Below are 15,445 nucleotides of genomic sequence, written 5' to 3'. Positions count from 1 at the left end.
GTATTTCCTCTTTTTTTTTCTTTTTATAGAACAATGTGACTGCATTTGGCTTAGTTAAAAGTTTAAAACACTGGAAATATTTATTTTTTAAGATGCTTTAATTCAAATTCCTCTGTGAGCTGTATTATCTTTTTAGATAAAACAGCTAATTCGATTGTCTGCTTTTCCAGTTTGTACAAATATGCCGAAGCTTTCTTTTCGGAAAATTTTTGATATAGAATCTTGACAACCTGATTGTAATTTACCCCGACAGCCCTAAACTGGCTGTAAAAAGAGGTCAGGCGCATATAATAATCTATTGTAGCTTTATCGATATTTACTGTTTTTATCCCTTTTTGAAAAACGCACGCCGTAATAAAGTGCGCCATTACATGCATTCCTGAAGTCTCAAAAAGAGTCAGGAATCGTGCATTTTCTTCCTCAGTAAGACTGATGGAATAGCGGTGAACGGCGGGATCAATTTTAGGAGGTCTGCCTCCTTTATGTGGGTTCTTTTTTTCTTCATTTTCCATGACTTCAATTACTTAAATACCAATATATCTTATAATCAGCACTTACACTCCAATTAGAAAGTACTTGGAAGTGTTTGGAAGTATTTGGCTTATTTGCTCCTAACACAGTCTTAAACTATTAGGATTGGGCATGCACGGTCAAGTAGAGCCATCAGAAGACACATTAAAAGAGCAGGCCTTTTTCAGAATTAATTTTCTGAAAAACATGAAATTATGCTCTACAAAGAAACAGTTACCCAGGAGATGTGGGAACTTCTCCAAAGACTTATGAAAGATGAAAAATTGAAAGAACATGTGCTGGTCGGAGGTACGGCGCTAGCCTTACGATTAGGACACCGCTTATCGGTAGATATAGATCTTTTTACAACAAAAGATTTTGATTCGAAGATGATGCTCAAATATCTGCATGATACTTACGGTGTAAATCAAAACGAAAGCAAGGTCTTCCCTAACACAGTTCTTACCTACATCGATAATATAAAAGTCGATATTGTTACACACAATTACCCTCTTCTAAATTCAGTAGAAACAACTGAAGGAGTCCGCATGATTTCCAATGAAGACATTGGAGCAATGAAACTCCATGCAATTCATCAGAGCGGTGACAGATACAAGGATTTTGTCGATATGTACTTTATGCTTGAACAAGAGCCCTTAAAGTTCTATCTTCAAGCCTATCAGAGAAAATATGATAAAGACCCGTATTGGGCTTCAATAGGTCTTAATACATATGACAAGATTACCACCTTTGAAGGCGTAGATGTGCTGAAAGAAAAAGAGCAGAACTGGAAAAACATCCAAAAACGGCTGGAGCTGGCAGTAAAAAATCCTCTATATAAATTTAAATCAGAGACCCAAGATTTACCAATTAACCCCAATAAAAATAGAGGTTTTCGCAGGTAATTCAGCAAAAAATGCTTATATTTGATACTAACCTTATTAAAAAATAATGAAGCCATCAGCTAAACATATACCTAATCTTCACCCTAAATTCTTCTGGGATTTTAGATTCGACAGTATTGACTGGGACGGGGGATATAAAATGGTAATTGCCCGTATTGTTGAGCGCGGGGGTCAGGATCAAATTGACGAGATCGTCCGCTTTTATGGTCGTGAAAAAGTAATTAAGGCTGTCCGTGAAGAGATTTACTTTCTGCCCAACTATGCAATTGAAGATGCCCTTAAATTCTTTCCCGAACTCAAAAAGGAAGAAATGTACTGCTACCTCAACCGCAAGGATAAACCCTACCACTGGATTTAATCCTACCTCTTAAATTTATTAAACACGAGATTCTTTTTACTTTATATTTTTCCAAAGAAATAATAAAAAGAAAACGAAGGTAGGATGGGAATTGCTTAGCTAACCAAAAGACTACGGCATAATGTCTTGCTCGTACCTCGCAATCCACCCTTACGGGACTTATTCCGTTTCCTTTTGGCCTGCTAACAATCCATCCTGTAAAATTGCTTTCTTTTTCTTTTTTCCGGTTTTTCTGTTTTCTTTTGGAATAATATATTTTTCTGGGTGTTTGTACAGGTTTAATTATACCTGTGCAATTGCGCTTAAAAATTTACTTTTATATAGTAATGCATAGTTATATAACTATAGGTTTGCATACATAAAAGCATAAAAGTATACAAACATGCAAACTTGAATACATGCAAACGTAAAAGCATACAAGCATGAATGCGTACAGACCTGAATGCGTGAATGCATGAATACGTAAGTACATAAATACATAGATACTATTCCGGAAATCTACAATACCACTGAAAAACACCTATTTAATCTCCATCTCATCTGCAAAAGGATTTTTTTAGGTATAAAGGACATTCGCGGGCAGCCTTCATGGCTGCCGAAATTTATTCCAACTATTAATTATCAAAGCGGATTCCGATAATCCTTCTCTTAAGAGCGTTTTCAATAACATTATTTCTACCAATCCAAAAAAAGGCTTAAATCCATTCCTAAAAAGTTGTCGCGGGACAACGGCAAGTTGTGTTTTGAGCTGCTTGAAATACTTTCCGCAGCTCAAAACCACTTGCCCTTACGCAGGGGGCTAAAAAAAACTCCGAAGTCGTTTTTAATTAGTTTTCCATAATTCTTAGCATTTAGTTTTCTTCTCTAGAAGGTCTCCTTACTTCGTGTGAAGTTGTAAAATAAATACACCTTCTAATTAATCTGGAGGATGCATTTATAAAAAGAAGTAAAGTATTTTAATTATCAAAAATCACTTTTCCTCTACTGTTTGTTGCTTACCATTTTTAAGATAATAAACAAACCATTGTCCAACGCGCTCCGTAAGGTCATTTTGATTTTTTCTTTGGTCTAAATTATGCCCTTCTCGTGGATAAATCAGCAAAATATGTGTTTTACCCAATCGGGAAAGTACCATATAGAATTTCATACTTTGCAGGGAATGGATATGTCTGTCATCTTCACCTGTCCAATTCAGTAAAGGGGTATTTATATTTACAGCCTGCAATACAGGTGCTTGAAAAATCCATTTTATCCAACATCCGAAAAGCCCTAAACTTTCAAAGCAAAATGTATTTGTGCAGTTGACAAGTCATACATTCTTGCAAGTTTTGGTTCAGCGCTGGCTTGTACAACTTGCAAGAGTGTATAACTATGGGTGGGAGTTAACTCGCACAACAACTCAACTTTGAAACGTCTTTACCAAATGTAATAGCAGCTAATTTTATTCCTTCACCCAATGTCAAATAGGGGTAAAAACTCTCTGCAAGGTCTCTTACAGTAATACCGTATTTAATTGCCATACTCAATTGTTGAATAATTTCTCCGCCTTCGGGTGCTACTATTCTTGCTCCGATTAGTTTGTCGGTCTCGGTGTTGCGAATAAGCTTTATAAAACCTCTTGTGTCATTTGCTGCAATGGCTCTCGGCACGTCTTTCAATTCTATTTTAGAAACTTCAAACGGAATATTTTGCAGTTCAGCTTGTGCTTCGTCCAAGCCTGCACCTGCTACTTGCGGGTCAGTAAATACTACCCAAGGTAAAGAAGAGTAATCTGCTTTATTTTCACTTCCTGAAAAAGCATTTTCTACGGCAATTTTTCCTTCAAAAGCGGCTGTGTAAACAAATGCGGGTGTGTTGGTAACATCGCCCACAGCATAAATGTTAGTTAAATTTGTTTCCATTTTTTCATTTACTGCAATGTGTCCGCTTTTAGTTAATTGCAATCCGATATTTTGTAAGCCTAATTTTTGTGTATTAGGTTTTGTACCTGATGCAACAACAATTTTCCCCTTTTCTGTGATTTGCTTGAAAGAACCGTCTGGACATTTACAATGAATAATTGTCTCGCTTCCTTTTTTCTCAAATTTAACAGCACGGAAATTTGGAAGAATTTCAATACCTTCTTTTCGCATTTGTGCTTCCAATGCTTCGCTGATGTCTGGGGTTTGTGTTCGCAATACTCTGTCTGTAAATTCTATGATACGAACCTTTACCCCCAAACGGTTGTAAGCCGTAGCAATTTCCAATCCGATATATCCTGCCCCCATAATGGTAATGCTTTCGGGTTTTTCTTCTAAATCAAAAAGCGAGACATTGGTCAGGTAGCCAATTTCATTCAATCCTTCAATGTTTGGGATATTGGTAGTCGCACCAGTGGCAATGATGAATTTCAAAGCTGTATATTCTGTTTTACTATCCACAACAATTGTTTTGTTGTCTTTAAACTCTGCCCAACCTGTTACCATTTTCAGGTTTTCAAAATCGCTTACCACATCCATATATTTTTTTTCTTGAAGTGTGGCAACCAATTTTTTCTTGTCTTTGATAACCTGTGCAAAATCAATATCAACTCCTTTGGGTTTAATACCTGTAAAGTTGGAATGTGTGGAGTGATAAGCAGTTTCTCCAGCACGGATTAAATTTTTAGATGGTACACAACCTACATTTACGCAAGTTCCTCCGAAATCTAATCCGCCGTTTACCATCAAGGTTGATAGTCCTAAACTTTCGGCTTTGATAGCTGCTGAAAATGCAGCCGAACCACCACCAATAATGATTAAATCAAAATGGCTGCTATTTTGTAAAGAACTATCTTTTTGTGTAGCGCAACAATCCTCTTTTTTGATTTCGCTTTTTACTTTGTAGTTTTTTGTTTCGTTGATTGTATTTACAATTTCTTCTTTACTTGTTTTTGAAGGATCAAACGAACATTCGCAACTGCCACTTTGATAACTTACTTTGGCTTCTGTTACACCTTCATTTTTTAAAAGCATTTTTTCAATGCCTGTTGCACAATGGTCGCAGGTCATGCCCGAAATTTCAAGTAATAGTTTTTCTTCAGTAACAGCTTTGCCATTTTTATGTTCGGCTCCGTTACCTATTATATTTTTTATGAAATTCATTTTTAATTAAATTTTACTTAGATTATTTTTTTGAACAGCATCCTTTCTTTTCACAGTTTTTATCGGATGAATTTCCCTTTTAACAACAGCTTTTCGACTTGCTTTTATCTTTTTCTGTTGGTCTTAAACCCATGCCAATCGCTTCTTTCAATGCCGTCATTTCTGATTCGTTCAGGTATTTTTGCTCTATGGAAAGCAAATCTCCCTCTATCTGCTTTTCAATATCATTTTCCACTTTCTGCTCGTTATTGTTAATGGCTGAACCATAATTTTTGGTGAAACGATTTTTAAATGCCTGGATAAATTCCGTTTTAAGGTTTTCAGCTTTTTCTTTGCTTAACGGGGTTTTGGCATTTACACGGCTAATCAGGCGATCTGCAATAATGCCGGCTTCTTCCATACTGAGTTTGTCAACATCGGTATTTCGATACCAGTTTTGTTTATTGGCAAAATCAGCCATCAATGTTTTTTCTTCCTCACCGGAAACGGCAGTTACATTCAATTTATTTTCCGTGAAAACCGCATTTGCAACAGATGTGCGCAAGTCTGGTGTCGTATTTTCTTTCCATACTAATGCAATCACTGTACCTGTTCGGTTCAGCCAGGCTTCAGTCACTACGTCGCTTTTATTTTCCAAACTAAGCAGCACAGGTTTGGCTTTGCTGCCACAACCAATTTGAGGTGCTGCGGCACATACCAAAGGAGCTTTATAAAAGCTGATGTTACTTTTAGTATTCGGGGCTTCTTTTGCTGAGAGAAGGGCACCTGCTACAATTAACTTTTTCATTTTTTATTAGTTTTATTATTTTTATTATTTTTAGAAAATGGTTTTAACATTATCAACGCTACCAACAGCGCACCACAACAAATAAGATGAAGCCACATAAGTTTTTACAGGATTGACTATTTGATTTTACGCCTTTGTATTGGGCTTAATAACTTCAATGGCTTTAATCAGTTCTTCGGGTTTGGTTTTGGCGGCATCATACTTTACTATGGCAACTCTTTTCACAGTTTTTATCGGATGAATTTTCCTTTGAACAACAGCTTTTCGACTTGCTTTTATCTTTTTCTGTTGGTCTTAAACCCATGCCAATCGCTTCTTTCAATGCCGTCATTTCTGATTCGTTCAGGTATTTTTGCCCGATAGAAAGCAAATCTCCCTCTATCTGCTTTTTATTATCATTTGCCACTTTCTGCTCATTATTGTTAATGGCTGAACCATAATTTTTGGTGAAACGATTTTTCAATGCCTGGATAAATTCCGTTTTAAGGTTTTCAGCTTTTTCTTTGCTTAACGGGGTTTTGGCATTTACACGGCTAATCAGGCGATCTGCAATAATGTCGGCTTCTTCCATACTGAGTTTGTCAACATCGGTATTTCGATACCAGTTTTGTTTATTAGCAAAATCAGCCACCAATGTTTTTTTTTCCTCACCGGAAACGGCAGTTACATTCAATTTATTTTCTGTGAACACCGCATTTGCAACAGATGTGCGCAAGTCTGGTGTCGTATTTTCTTTCCATACTACTGCAATCACTGTACCTGTTCGGTTCAGCCAGGCTTCAGCCACTATGTCGTTTTTATTTTCCAAACTAAGCAACACAGGTTTGGCTTTGCTACCACAACCAATTTGAGGTGCTGCGGCACATGCCAAAGTAGCTTTATAAAAGCTGATGTTACTTTCAGTATTCTGGACTTCTTTATTGCCAGAAACGAAAGAGTAAATGACGGTTGTCACTAAGAGAAGGGTACCTGCTAGAATTATTTTTTTCATTTTTTATTAGTTTTATTATTTTTATAAAATGGTTTTAACATTATCAACGCTACCAACAGCACACCACAACAAATAAGATGAAGCCACATAAATTTTTACAGGCTTTATTGACTATTTGAGTTTACGCCTTTGTATTGGGCTTAATAACTTCAGCTTTGTATCCTGCTTTCTCAATGGCTTTAATCAGTTCTTCTGGTTTGGTTTTGGCGGAATCATACTTTACTATGGCAACATCACCCGGATACTCAACTGATTGTTCTATAACACCATTTACATTTTTCAGGGCTTTTGATATATGGTTTGCGCATCCGGCACAAGTCATTCCTGTGATTTTTAGTTTAACAGTAACACCATTTTTCTGATCACTGTTTTCAGTAATTGTTTTTTTGTTGGAAGAAGCAGCACAACATTGTGCATCTGCTTGAAAGGATAATAAGGTAAATCCAAAGATTGCGATTAAAATTTTTTTGTTCATTATGTTTTTTTTAAGGTTAATGATTATCAGCTTGAGTTTTAAAACTTATTTTTCTCGAAAATTTTATGACTGGTTTTTCTTTTGGTTTAAGAAAATCTTTGATTGTTTTTTCGCAATAGCTTATAGGTTTGCAAATAAGTTTTTTCAATCAATTCTTTCGGAGGATTTTGTAATTCACAATTTCCAATCTCAATACAACAATCCATTTTATCAGGATTGAACACTTCCTCATTTTTGTTTGCTTTCATAATAATCGCTTTTAAATAATTAAAAGTTATTTGCAAACGTTTGGTCAACAAGCGTGTCCAACTTTTCAGCGTAAAGGATTTTACTTGTTAATTTCCCCTGAAACTTTGTAACCAGTTCCATTTATTGCTTTTGTGATTGTAGATTTGTCCGTTTTAGAATTGTCGAATTTTACATTGGTAGTTCCATCATTGCTGTTAGCAGAGACACTTACAATTCCAGGCAATTCGTTTACTGCGTGTTTTATGTGTTCTTCGCAACTCGCACAAGTCATTCCACTTACATTAAATTTTACTTCTTGGATGTTGTCAGAAGAAATTACAACTACTTCTTTGTCTGCTTTCGGATAGAAAATATGCCCGTAATAAGGGAAAGCCATCATCAGAAAGGCAAATACGGTTACAATCCCTAAAAACTTTTTGGTTTGCATAAAAGACGGTTTCTCATCTTCTTCACAATCACATTCTACATCTGATTTCTTTGGCTTCAATTTCTGATACCAAGCAAAACCCAATACTAAAACGGTAATGCCAAGTAAATATGGTCTTGCAGGTTCTAACCATGAAAAGGATGACACAATTCCTCCTGCACCTGATATAAGGGCTAAAACTGGTGTAATGCAACAAAGTGATGCTGCAATAGCTGTAAAAACACTTGCTCCTGCAAGTTTTCCTGATTCTGATTTTTTATTCATACGAGTTCTTTTTTTGATTTATTGTTAATAATGATTTTGAAAAAAGGTTGAAGCAATTTTAGATGTTCTGCTTTAAGAGAATAGAAAATAATTTGTCCTGAACGTCTCGCTTCGATTACTCCTCCATCCTTCAATTTTCTTAAATGTTGAGAAATAGCAGGTATACTCATACTTAAAATGTCGGCAAGGTCACAAGGGCAAAGTTCGTTTTCCTCTTCAAGCAGGAACATAATTTTAAGTCTTACTTCATTGCCGGCCAAAGCCAACAAGCTGCTTAATCGATCAAAGGATTGAGCATTTGATTGCAGTTTTTCTCTGCATTGTGTAATTTGAGTTTGGTCGGCAAATACCCTAATACACGATTGGTTGTTTTCCATAATTTTCCAGTTTAAGATTTAAAAACTGGTCAAATGTACAAACAGTTTTCTTATTTAAGCAAATGCTTAAGTATACTTTAACACTTTTAGTATTCTCTGAAATATGTTGCTTTTGGAAATTTAACAATATAAGGGATCTCAAAATTTAGTGCTTAATCAATCTAAAAAAGTAGGGTAGAGAGCATACAAATTTTGTCCAACTTTTTCTTGCAAGTTCATTGGAAGTAAAAATCAATGTGAAATTTGAATTAAATAAACTCTTCTTTCTCCTTAGTTGTAAAAACATTCAAAGCGACCCCAAAAGGGTCACTTTTTTATGCTCATTATTTTTAGGTATTATGGGATTTGTCGTATCCGTCCCACCAATTACATCAATCCACTAAATTCTGATTGGAGTATTGAGGAAGAAGATAATGCAGTTTTGATGATTTGGTATCGTTAGTGTTATTTAGAACATGATGAAGCCATTGAGATGGATTGATGTTGTTTTTCTTGCAAGTGGCAAAAAAAGAATAATACATTGCAATATTCTTTGCTGCTTCGTGTGATCCCACGAAGAGGTAATTTTTCCGTCCGAGATTATGCAAAGCTTTGCATAATCTCGGAAAGATGAAACTAGAAAAGAAAGGACATTTAAAGGTTTTTTAGTAATTATTTCTCTCATACTGCCATGGATACCATTGATATTAATGGGAACTATAATGTGAGAATAAATCTACCGACAGTTTGATTGAATAATTTTTAAGTAATGTAGAAACTACAATACTTATGCCTGCTTCAAGTTATCAAAAAATGTCAAAATAGGAATCAAATGTTCGATTGTGCTCCCTGACAGCCCACAAAATTCCAAAAACTCCAAAGTCATTAGATTTTGGAGTTTTTTATTTTATACACTATTGATGAATTTTATTGTTTACATCTATTTAGCCAAAACAAGAATAAATTTTATATTGGATATACTTCTAATTTAGAAGAAAGACTTATTCATCATAACCAAAAAACAAAAAAACTCCTTAATTTCTTAAGGAGTTTTTTTTGAAGTTTTTTTAAAACGTTTATTTTATATAAATGCTTTATTTAAAATTATTTCATCAAACTAATATTGGTTAAACCACCATCAGATAAAATTTCTGTACCCACTATAAAAGCAGAATCATCCGATGCTAAAAATACTGCAGCTTTTCCAATATCAGACGGAAGTCCTTGTCTGCCAACAGGTGTAATGTCTATCCAAAGTTGTTTTACCTGCTGTAAATGTTCTTCGGGTACAAGTTTTCCAAAAACCGGCGTATCTATAGAACCGGGAGAAAGTGTATTAACGCGTATTTTTCGCGAAAGCAAATCTAATGACAAACCTTTGGCTAAAGATATAATGGCCGCTTTTGCCGCAGAATAAATCGCCATTCCCGGCGCTGCTCGATGTGCTGCACTTGATCCAATAAGAATTACTGAAGCTCCATCATTTAAATACGGAAGCGCTTTTTTTACCGTAAAATAGGCGCTTTTCAAATTCAAATCCATATAGCGATCATATCCTTCTTCGGTAACATTGCTTATGTCTGCCAAAGGTAAACCATCAACAACACCTCCGGCATTTACAACCAGAACGTCTATGTTTCCAAATTTATCGGAAGTTTTTTTGAAGATATTTTCTAAATCGTCGTGGTTCGTTACATCACCCGTAATACCAATAAAATTAGATTCTAAAGCATTAACAGCATCATTTAATGTTGTTTTATTTCTTCCAGTAATAGCTCCGGAAGCACCTTCATTTTTAAAAGCCTCAGCAATACCAAATCCGATACCGCTGTTGCCTCCAGTAATTACGGCAATTTTATTTTTTAATTTACTCATTTTTTTAATCCTAAATTTGTTAGTTAAATGAAATTATATTCCGTAGATACCACCCGATACAGTTATTTTCTCTCCATTTATCCAGGCTCCATCTTCTGAAGCTAGAAAAACTGCTACTTTAGCAATATCTTCGGGTTGTCCGGTACGTCCGAGCGGTGTAGTTTCAACTAATTTTGCTTCAAATTCGCTTCCGATAAACCCTGCACTGTGCGAACCTTCTGTTTCTACAACTCCAGGCAAAATGGAATTGATTCGAATATTTCTTCCACTGAATTCTTTAGAAAGTGCAATTGTAATAGCATCAAGAGCCGCTTTTGTAGATGAATATACAGATCCTGTTGGAAGCGGTGTATTACTAGCTCCGGAACTAATATTGATAATGTTTCCGCCTTTTTTATCAAACAATTTTAAAGCTTCCTGAATTGACAATAAGGATCCTAAAACATTGATATTGAATTGAGAATGGAATGACTCTTCTGTAAGTTCTTCAATTGGTGAATATTGATAAATTCCAGCATTGTTTACCAAAACATCTAATGTTCCGTATGCGTTCTTTGTTTCTTCAAAAAGTCTGATTACATCTGATTTTTTTGAGACATCTCCTTGTACGGCAATTGCAGTTCCGCCATTATCTGTTATGGCTTTTACAACTTTATCGGCATCTTCTTTACTTGATGCATAATTTACAACTACTTTAGCGCCTTCTACAGCAAAATATTTAGCAATAGAAGCACCAATTCCTTTTGAAGCTCCTGTAACTATTGCCACTTTATTATTTAATTTATTCATTTTTGTATTCTTTTAAAATGTTAGAGCAGCAAATTTATAGCAGTTTTATTTATTTTAGTAACTTTGTAACCAAAAGTAACAGTAACCTTGAAGTAACAAAGTAACCCTATGGAATGTACTCCTCTTGAAAAAGAACAACACAGAAAAAAGATGATGGCCGTACAGGATTCAATGGACGTATTGAGCGGAAAATGGAAAATTTCTATTCTGTCATCTATTTGCTATTATAACCAAAGAAGATTTTCTGATATTTTGAATGATGTAATTGGTATTTCTAACAAAATGCTGAGCAAAGAATTAAAAGAATTAGAGATTAATAAACTCATTACAAGATCTGTTGTTGATACGCAGCCTGTAACTGTTAATTATACGCTTACGGATCACGGCAAAACTTTACAAACTATTATCAATAATTTGACGGAATGGGGGATAGAGCACCGCAAAAAAATAATTGAAGGATAATTTTTTGTTGACTTTTATGTTTTAAGGATATAAAAAATTACTTTTTATTGATTTAAATTGTTATTTCTAATATCAAATAAACCTTTATCTTTATTACCGACTTATACATTGCGATTAGCAACGATAAATCCATTCATTTAAACCCAAATCTTAAAAATGAAAACAAAATTATTAACTCTTTTATTTGCATTTAGTGTTATAAATATGCTTGCGCAAACACCAGTTGTACCAAAAGCTGTTATTGCCAATACTAATAATAAAGCATTGCCACCAAGCGAAATCGTTACAAACAAAGCCCTTTCGTCGCTTAAAAAGCCTTCTTTAGATGAAGCGTCCATTTTAATTTATGATTATGATGGCGCTCTTTTTTCTTATGATTTAGAGTCTGAACAAATTGGCTGGACCGTAAAAGCGGCCGATGCCAGTGCTGAAATGTGTGCCAATAAAGTAACGTTAAATGATGGAGTTGTATACGTTCCGTTTATAAATGGTGAAATTTTTGCAGTTGATAACTTAACTGGTGAGTTTTTTTGGAAATCAAGATTAGGAAATATTAAAGATCAGATTGTTTTAAAAGATCAGGTTCCCGCAGTAAGTAATGGTAAATTATTTATTACGGCTCAAAATCAGGATCAAAGCAGTAATATTTATGCTCTTAATACAAAAGACGGCAGTTTAGCATGGAATTATAAACTGGATTCTGCTGCTAATGATAATCAGGTTCTTTTTTTTAATAATAAAGTTTTTGTTTCCAGTGCATCAAATTTGTACTGTCTGGATGCAAATACAGGAAAAGTTCTTGCTCAAAAAACCTTTGAACAACCTATACAGGGAAAACCTGTTGCAGATGGTGAAAATGTTTTTATAGCAAACGACAAAGATTTACTATTTGCCTTAACACCAGATAAATTGGATATTCTTTGGCAGTTTAAACTAGATGAAAACCAATACAATATCAAGGAACGTATTTTCTGCAAGGACAAAAAAGTATATTTTGGAGCACAAGGAACAAATACTTCTTCTTTATATGCTTTAGATTCAAAAACAGGAACTCAGCTTTGGAAAAGAGATTTTAGCGGAGATAATATCGAATACATTACCGAAGCTGATGACAATATTTGGGGATATACCCGTAAAGCAAAACTTTTTCAAATTGATATAAATAATGGTGAAATTGCAATGGAAATAAAGCTAACCACGCAGCCTATTTCGAATATTGAATTTCCTGTTGATGATACTATTTTCTATTACTGCGATGCCGGTTTGATTAAATTTGATTTAAGCACTAAAGATGAAGATTTGTACTATATGAGAACCTCTATTAAAGATAATGTCTATACGGCATATCTAAAAATAATCAGATAAAAAGAAGCTGTTTCGATATTGAAACAGCTTTTTTTGTTTCAACCTAATTAACTTTTAAATTAATCAGAGAAATGCAGGCAAAACATTCCGAAACGATAGAAAACATAAAAAAGATATTTACTCGACATGAATTTCCTGCAAAAACTATTCTTGTAAATGAAGGATTTGTTGCTGAGAATATTTTTTACATCGAAAATGGCGCCGCAAGAGTATGGTTTGATCACGATGGAAAAGAAATTACGGTTCAATTTCTTTTTGAGGGCGATTTTATCGCTTCTATAGAAAGTATTATTTCTGGAGAAAAAAGCTGGTATTCAATTGAAACATTAGAACCTGTAACTGTTTACAGCGTTTCTACCGAAAGTTTTAAACAGAAAATGGAACAACTTCCGCATGTACGAGAATTCTATTACCTATATATACAGCAGTCGTTATTGTCTTATCAACAGCGTATGGTTTCACAAATTAAAAACACACCTGAGGAACGCTATAAAGAATTACTAAAAGAATTTCCTGAAATTATCAAACGTATTCCGCAACATTATATAGCATCTTATTTAGGAATCACTTCTGTATCGTTAAGCAGAATTCGAAACAGGAGATAATTAATTAACAATTGTTATCGTCGCAGGCTTTATTGATGTTGCAACTTTGCATCAAAATAATAAAGACAATAAATAATGATAACATTTTCAACACTCGCAATTTTACTAGGTACCGCTGCTATGCTGCATGTAACTGAAGAATTTTTATTTCCGGGAGGTTTTGCCGATTGGTACGCAAGACTGGTTCCGCCAAAGAAAACAAAGAAAAATAATGGAGGTTTTCTAGTTTGGATAAATACTTTTATGATGTGCGCTATTGCTTTTTCTATTCATTTTGGTGACACAAAATTAGGACATTCAATTTGGTATGATGTAGTATCAATTCTAATGGCAAATGCCTGTTTTCATATCTGGGGAGTTTTCAAACTAAAAGCTTATTCTCCAGGTGTAGTTACCGGAGTACTTTTTTATATTCCACTTTTTATAATTGGCAGTATTCAATTAGTCGGAACAGGGATACTTCCTTGGTATAGAGCACTATTTTCTATTTCATTAGGAATTGGTTTTCATATATTTTCGATAATAAGACAAGGGAAATAGTTGTTTTAGTCATCAAAAGTTAAGAAAGTATTTCTAACCGAAAATTATTCCTTAACTTTATTTAATTCAAAATTTAAAATTATGAAAACAAGAATGATATGGGGAAATCTGGTTACAAATGATATACAAAAAACAATTCAGTTTTATACAGAATTAGGTTTCAAACAAAACGGAAAAGAAACCGATGAATTGGTAAGCATCATTTTTGCAGAAAATCATTTTATAATCAACTTTTTTACGCCCAAAAGATTTGAATGGGCATTAAAAGGAAATGTGGTTAATACTAAAGCTGAAAATGAAATCATATTTTCATTATCTGCAGACAGCAGGGAAGAAGTAGACCTTTGGCTTGAAAAAGTTAAAAAAGCCGGCGGAACTATTTTTTCTGAACCTGAAAATTTTGAAAAAGGCTATACTTTTGGTTTTGCTGATCCTGACGGACATAAATTCAATTTCTTGTATTGGCCTGGAATGTAGTTTTTAATCTAGTCAATTTGTTTTATTCTATATTTTCGTCCAATTATATCAAACTTTTTAGTAATGTTCCAAAACGAAAATCCACTATTTCCAGTCGGTATTTTCCAATAAATAATATCTTCATTAGTTTTTACCAAGCCAAATTCAGCAATATATCCATTCGTTTTAACTTCTTTATTCTTCTTCATTTCTCCATCAACTAATATGTATTTATAACCTAAATGTTCTTTAAAATCTGAATATTTTAATACCTGAATTGTATTGTTTTCAATATTTATAAAGCGCTTGGTTGTACAAACAATAAGTACTTCATTAATCTTTTTTAAGACTAAAACTGGTAATTCATCAGAATCCAAAAAGGGATTAATTATTTCTTGTTCTTCTAATGGAATTTTATCGAATATTGTAAATTCTTCATTTCCATTAAAATCAGAAATTCTCATATATTTTAAAAACCAATTCATAATTTGGCTTTTTATCTGTTCATTCGTCTTTTCAAATGTCTGCATATTTTAATTCTCAACCAATTCAATATCCATAGTTTTTATCAAACCATCTTCAAAAGTATAAACATGTTTTACTAATCCGTCAAAAATTAAACCGCCTTGTAAATCTTTTACATTTTGGTGTACTTTAACTTCAAGGCTTCCGTTTTCTCTTTTATCAAAACCAACCGGATCAACTTTCGGATTTATTTCTGTCCATTGTCTTGTCCAGTATTGATGAATTTCATCATGTCCAACAATATAGCCTCCTTCCCAGGCTTTAGACCATTGTACATCTGGCTGCATTGTAGATAATGCTTTATCGATATTTCGTTCGTTAAAAGCTGAATAGGCTTTATAAATTAAATCTTCAAATTGATTGGCCATTTTTAGAAATTTAAAA

Annotated in this window: 20 protein-coding genes; 7 read left to right on the top strand and 13 right to left on the bottom strand. The window is 34.0% G+C overall.

Annotated features, from left to right (window positions below; genetic code table 11):
• Positions 1–80: 80 nt before the first annotated feature.
• Entirely contained in the window at positions 81–512 is a 432-nt protein-coding gene (gene mobA / locus ABDW27_RS00785; RefSeq protein WP_343694163.1) for a conjugal transfer protein MobA, read from the bottom strand.
• A 213-nt stretch (positions 513–725) separates the two neighbouring features.
• On the opposite strand from mobA, the gene ABDW27_RS00780 reads away from it, so the two are divergent.
• On the top strand, positions 726–1,415 hold the full coding sequence (locus tag ABDW27_RS00780) for a nucleotidyl transferase AbiEii/AbiGii toxin family protein (RefSeq protein ID WP_179002091.1): 690 nt from the start codon (positions 726–728) through the stop codon (positions 1,413–1,415).
• A 46-nt stretch (positions 1,416–1,461) separates the two neighbouring features.
• Complete coding sequence (locus ABDW27_RS00775; RefSeq protein ID WP_179002089.1) at positions 1,462–1,773, top strand: hypothetical protein; 312 nt, start codon at positions 1,462–1,464, stop codon at positions 1,771–1,773.
• A 1,382-nt stretch (positions 1,774–3,155) separates the two neighbouring features.
• On the opposite strand, the gene merA is transcribed toward ABDW27_RS00775, so the two are convergent.
• The 10 genes from merA to ABDW27_RS00725 all read right to left on the bottom strand — a co-directional run bounded on the left by merA (position 3,156) and on the right by ABDW27_RS00725 (position 11,108).
• A complete protein-coding gene (merA, locus tag ABDW27_RS00770; protein WP_343694162.1) occupies positions 3,156–4,895 on the bottom strand; it encodes a mercury(II) reductase in 1,740 nt (579 codons plus the stop codon).
• A 79-nt stretch (positions 4,896–4,974) separates the two neighbouring features.
• The gene (locus ABDW27_RS00765) at positions 4,975–5,682 is read right to left on the bottom strand and encodes a hypothetical protein (RefSeq protein WP_343694161.1); all 708 of its coding nucleotides are present in this window, start codon (positions 5,680–5,682) and stop codon (positions 4,975–4,977) included.
• Between the two features lie 196 nt (positions 5,683–5,878).
• Entirely contained in the window at positions 5,879–6,673 is a 795-nt protein-coding gene (locus ABDW27_RS00760) for a hypothetical protein (RefSeq protein ID WP_343694160.1), read from the bottom strand.
• 121 nt (positions 6,674–6,794) lie between these two features.
• On the bottom strand, positions 6,795–7,148 hold the full coding sequence (locus ABDW27_RS00755) for a heavy-metal-associated domain-containing protein (protein WP_179002083.1): 354 nt from the start codon (positions 7,146–7,148) through the stop codon (positions 6,795–6,797).
• 86 nt (positions 7,149–7,234) lie between these two features.
• Entirely contained in the window at positions 7,235–7,396 is a 162-nt protein-coding gene (locus ABDW27_RS00750) for a hypothetical protein (RefSeq protein ID WP_179002081.1), read from the bottom strand.
• Positions 7,397–7,476: 80 nt separating this feature from the next.
• Positions 7,477–8,088 (bottom strand): mercuric transport protein MerTP, encoded by a 612-nt coding sequence (merTP, locus tag ABDW27_RS00745; protein WP_343694159.1) that lies wholly within the window; start codon positions 8,086–8,088, stop codon positions 7,477–7,479.
• Positions 8,085–8,465, bottom strand: a complete 381-nt coding sequence (locus tag ABDW27_RS00740; RefSeq protein ID WP_179002076.1) for a metalloregulator ArsR/SmtB family transcription factor — start codon at positions 8,463–8,465, stop codon at positions 8,085–8,087. Before ABDW27_RS00740 ends, merTP begins: the two co-directional genes overlap by 4 nt.
• 371 nt (positions 8,466–8,836) lie before the next feature.
• Positions 8,837–9,019 (bottom strand): transposase domain-containing protein, encoded by a 183-nt coding sequence (locus ABDW27_RS00735; RefSeq protein WP_218651378.1) that lies wholly within the window; start codon positions 9,017–9,019, stop codon positions 8,837–8,839.
• A 529-nt stretch (positions 9,020–9,548) separates the two neighbouring features.
• Positions 9,549–10,319, bottom strand: a complete 771-nt coding sequence (locus ABDW27_RS00730; protein WP_343694158.1) for an SDR family oxidoreductase — start codon at positions 10,317–10,319, stop codon at positions 9,549–9,551.
• Between the two features lie 33 nt (positions 10,320–10,352).
• Complete coding sequence (locus ABDW27_RS00725; RefSeq protein WP_343694157.1) at positions 10,353–11,108, bottom strand: glucose 1-dehydrogenase; 756 nt, start codon at positions 11,106–11,108, stop codon at positions 10,353–10,355.
• A 108-nt stretch (positions 11,109–11,216) separates the two neighbouring features.
• On the opposite strand from ABDW27_RS00725, the gene ABDW27_RS00720 reads away from it, so the two are divergent.
• From ABDW27_RS00720 to ABDW27_RS00700, 5 genes are all read left to right on the top strand, one after another.
• A complete protein-coding gene (locus ABDW27_RS00720; RefSeq protein ID WP_343694156.1) occupies positions 11,217–11,570 on the top strand; it encodes a helix-turn-helix domain-containing protein in 354 nt (117 codons plus the stop codon).
• A gap of 156 nt (positions 11,571–11,726) precedes the next feature.
• A complete protein-coding gene (locus tag ABDW27_RS00715) occupies positions 11,727–12,935 on the top strand; it encodes a PQQ-binding-like beta-propeller repeat protein (protein WP_343694155.1) in 1,209 nt (402 codons plus the stop codon).
• 71 nt (positions 12,936–13,006) lie between these two features.
• On the top strand, positions 13,007–13,540 hold the full coding sequence (locus tag ABDW27_RS00710; RefSeq protein WP_343694154.1) for a Crp/Fnr family transcriptional regulator: 534 nt from the start codon (positions 13,007–13,009) through the stop codon (positions 13,538–13,540).
• 75 nt (positions 13,541–13,615) lie between these two features.
• Positions 13,616–14,080 (top strand): HXXEE domain-containing protein, encoded by a 465-nt coding sequence (locus ABDW27_RS00705; RefSeq protein WP_343694153.1) that lies wholly within the window; start codon positions 13,616–13,618, stop codon positions 14,078–14,080.
• A gap of 81 nt (positions 14,081–14,161) precedes the next feature.
• Complete coding sequence (locus ABDW27_RS00700; protein WP_343694152.1) at positions 14,162–14,557, top strand: VOC family protein; 396 nt, start codon at positions 14,162–14,164, stop codon at positions 14,555–14,557.
• Positions 14,558–14,565: 8 nt separating this feature from the next.
• Here ABDW27_RS00700 and ABDW27_RS00695 read toward each other — a convergent pair whose 3' ends face one another.
• Positions 14,566–15,066 carry a hypothetical protein gene (locus ABDW27_RS00695; protein WP_343694151.1) on the bottom strand — a complete coding sequence of 167 codons (501 nt, stop codon included), beginning with the start codon at positions 15,064–15,066 and terminating at the stop codon, positions 14,566–14,568.
• Positions 15,067–15,069: 3 nt separating this feature from the next.
• Positions 15,070–15,429 (bottom strand): nuclear transport factor 2 family protein, encoded by a 360-nt coding sequence (locus ABDW27_RS00690; protein ID WP_343694150.1) that lies wholly within the window; start codon positions 15,427–15,429, stop codon positions 15,070–15,072.
• Between the last annotated feature and the right edge of the window lie 16 nt (positions 15,430–15,445).

Source organism: Flavobacterium sp. (assembly GCF_039595935.1).
GTDB lineage: Bacteria > Bacteroidota > Bacteroidia > Flavobacteriales > Flavobacteriaceae > Flavobacterium.
This window is presented reverse-complemented; position numbering and strand designations above follow the sequence as displayed.

Excerpts from the sequence above, each read along its gene's own strand:
- ABDW27_RS00765 (WP_343694161.1), bottom strand. The coding sequence starts at position 5,682 with ATGAAAAAGTTAATTGTAGCAGGTGCCCTTCTCTCAGCAAAAGAAGCC.
- ABDW27_RS00750 (WP_179002081.1), bottom strand. The coding sequence starts at position 7,396 with ATGAAAGCAAACAAAAATGAGGAAGTGTTCAATCCTGATAAAATGGAT.
- ABDW27_RS00720 (WP_343694156.1), top strand. The coding sequence starts at position 11,217 with ATGGAATGTACTCCTCTTGAAAAAGAACAACACAGAAAAAAGATGATG.
- ABDW27_RS00775 (WP_179002089.1), top strand. The coding sequence starts at position 1,462 with ATGAAGCCATCAGCTAAACATATACCTAATCTTCACCCTAAATTCTTC.
- ABDW27_RS00740 (WP_179002076.1), bottom strand. The coding sequence starts at position 8,465 with ATGGAAAACAACCAATCGTGTATTAGGGTATTTGCCGACCAAACTCAA.
- ABDW27_RS00760 (WP_343694160.1), bottom strand. The coding sequence starts at position 6,673 with ATGAAAAAAATAATTCTAGCAGGTACCCTTCTCTTAGTGACAACCGTC.
- ABDW27_RS00705 (WP_343694153.1), top strand. The coding sequence starts at position 13,616 with ATGATAACATTTTCAACACTCGCAATTTTACTAGGTACCGCTGCTATG.
- ABDW27_RS00730 (WP_343694158.1), bottom strand. The coding sequence starts at position 10,319 with ATGAGTAAATTAAAAAATAAAATTGCCGTAATTACTGGAGGCAACAGC.
- ABDW27_RS00710 (WP_343694154.1), top strand. The coding sequence starts at position 13,007 with ATGCAGGCAAAACATTCCGAAACGATAGAAAACATAAAAAAGATATTT.
- ABDW27_RS00725 (WP_343694157.1), bottom strand. The coding sequence starts at position 11,108 with ATGAATAAATTAAATAATAAAGTGGCAATAGTTACAGGAGCTTCAAAA.
- mobA (WP_343694163.1), bottom strand. The coding sequence starts at position 512 with ATGGAAAATGAAGAAAAAAAGAACCCACATAAAGGAGGCAGACCTCCT.
- ABDW27_RS00690 (WP_343694150.1), bottom strand. The coding sequence starts at position 15,429 with ATGGCCAATCAATTTGAAGATTTAATTTATAAAGCCTATTCAGCTTTT.
- ABDW27_RS00695 (WP_343694151.1), bottom strand. The coding sequence starts at position 15,066 with ATGCAGACATTTGAAAAGACGAATGAACAGATAAAAAGCCAAATTATG.
- ABDW27_RS00700 (WP_343694152.1), top strand. The coding sequence starts at position 14,162 with ATGAAAACAAGAATGATATGGGGAAATCTGGTTACAAATGATATACAA.
- ABDW27_RS00755 (WP_179002083.1), bottom strand. The coding sequence starts at position 7,148 with ATGAACAAAAAAATTTTAATCGCAATCTTTGGATTTACCTTATTATCC.
- ABDW27_RS00780 (WP_179002091.1), top strand. The coding sequence starts at position 726 with ATGCTCTACAAAGAAACAGTTACCCAGGAGATGTGGGAACTTCTCCAA.
- merTP (WP_343694159.1), bottom strand. The coding sequence starts at position 8,088 with ATGAATAAAAAATCAGAATCAGGAAAACTTGCAGGAGCAAGTGTTTTT.
- ABDW27_RS00715 (WP_343694155.1), top strand. The coding sequence starts at position 11,727 with ATGAAAACAAAATTATTAACTCTTTTATTTGCATTTAGTGTTATAAAT.
- merA (WP_343694162.1), bottom strand. The coding sequence starts at position 4,895 with ATGAATTTCATAAAAAATATAATAGGTAACGGAGCCGAACATAAAAAT.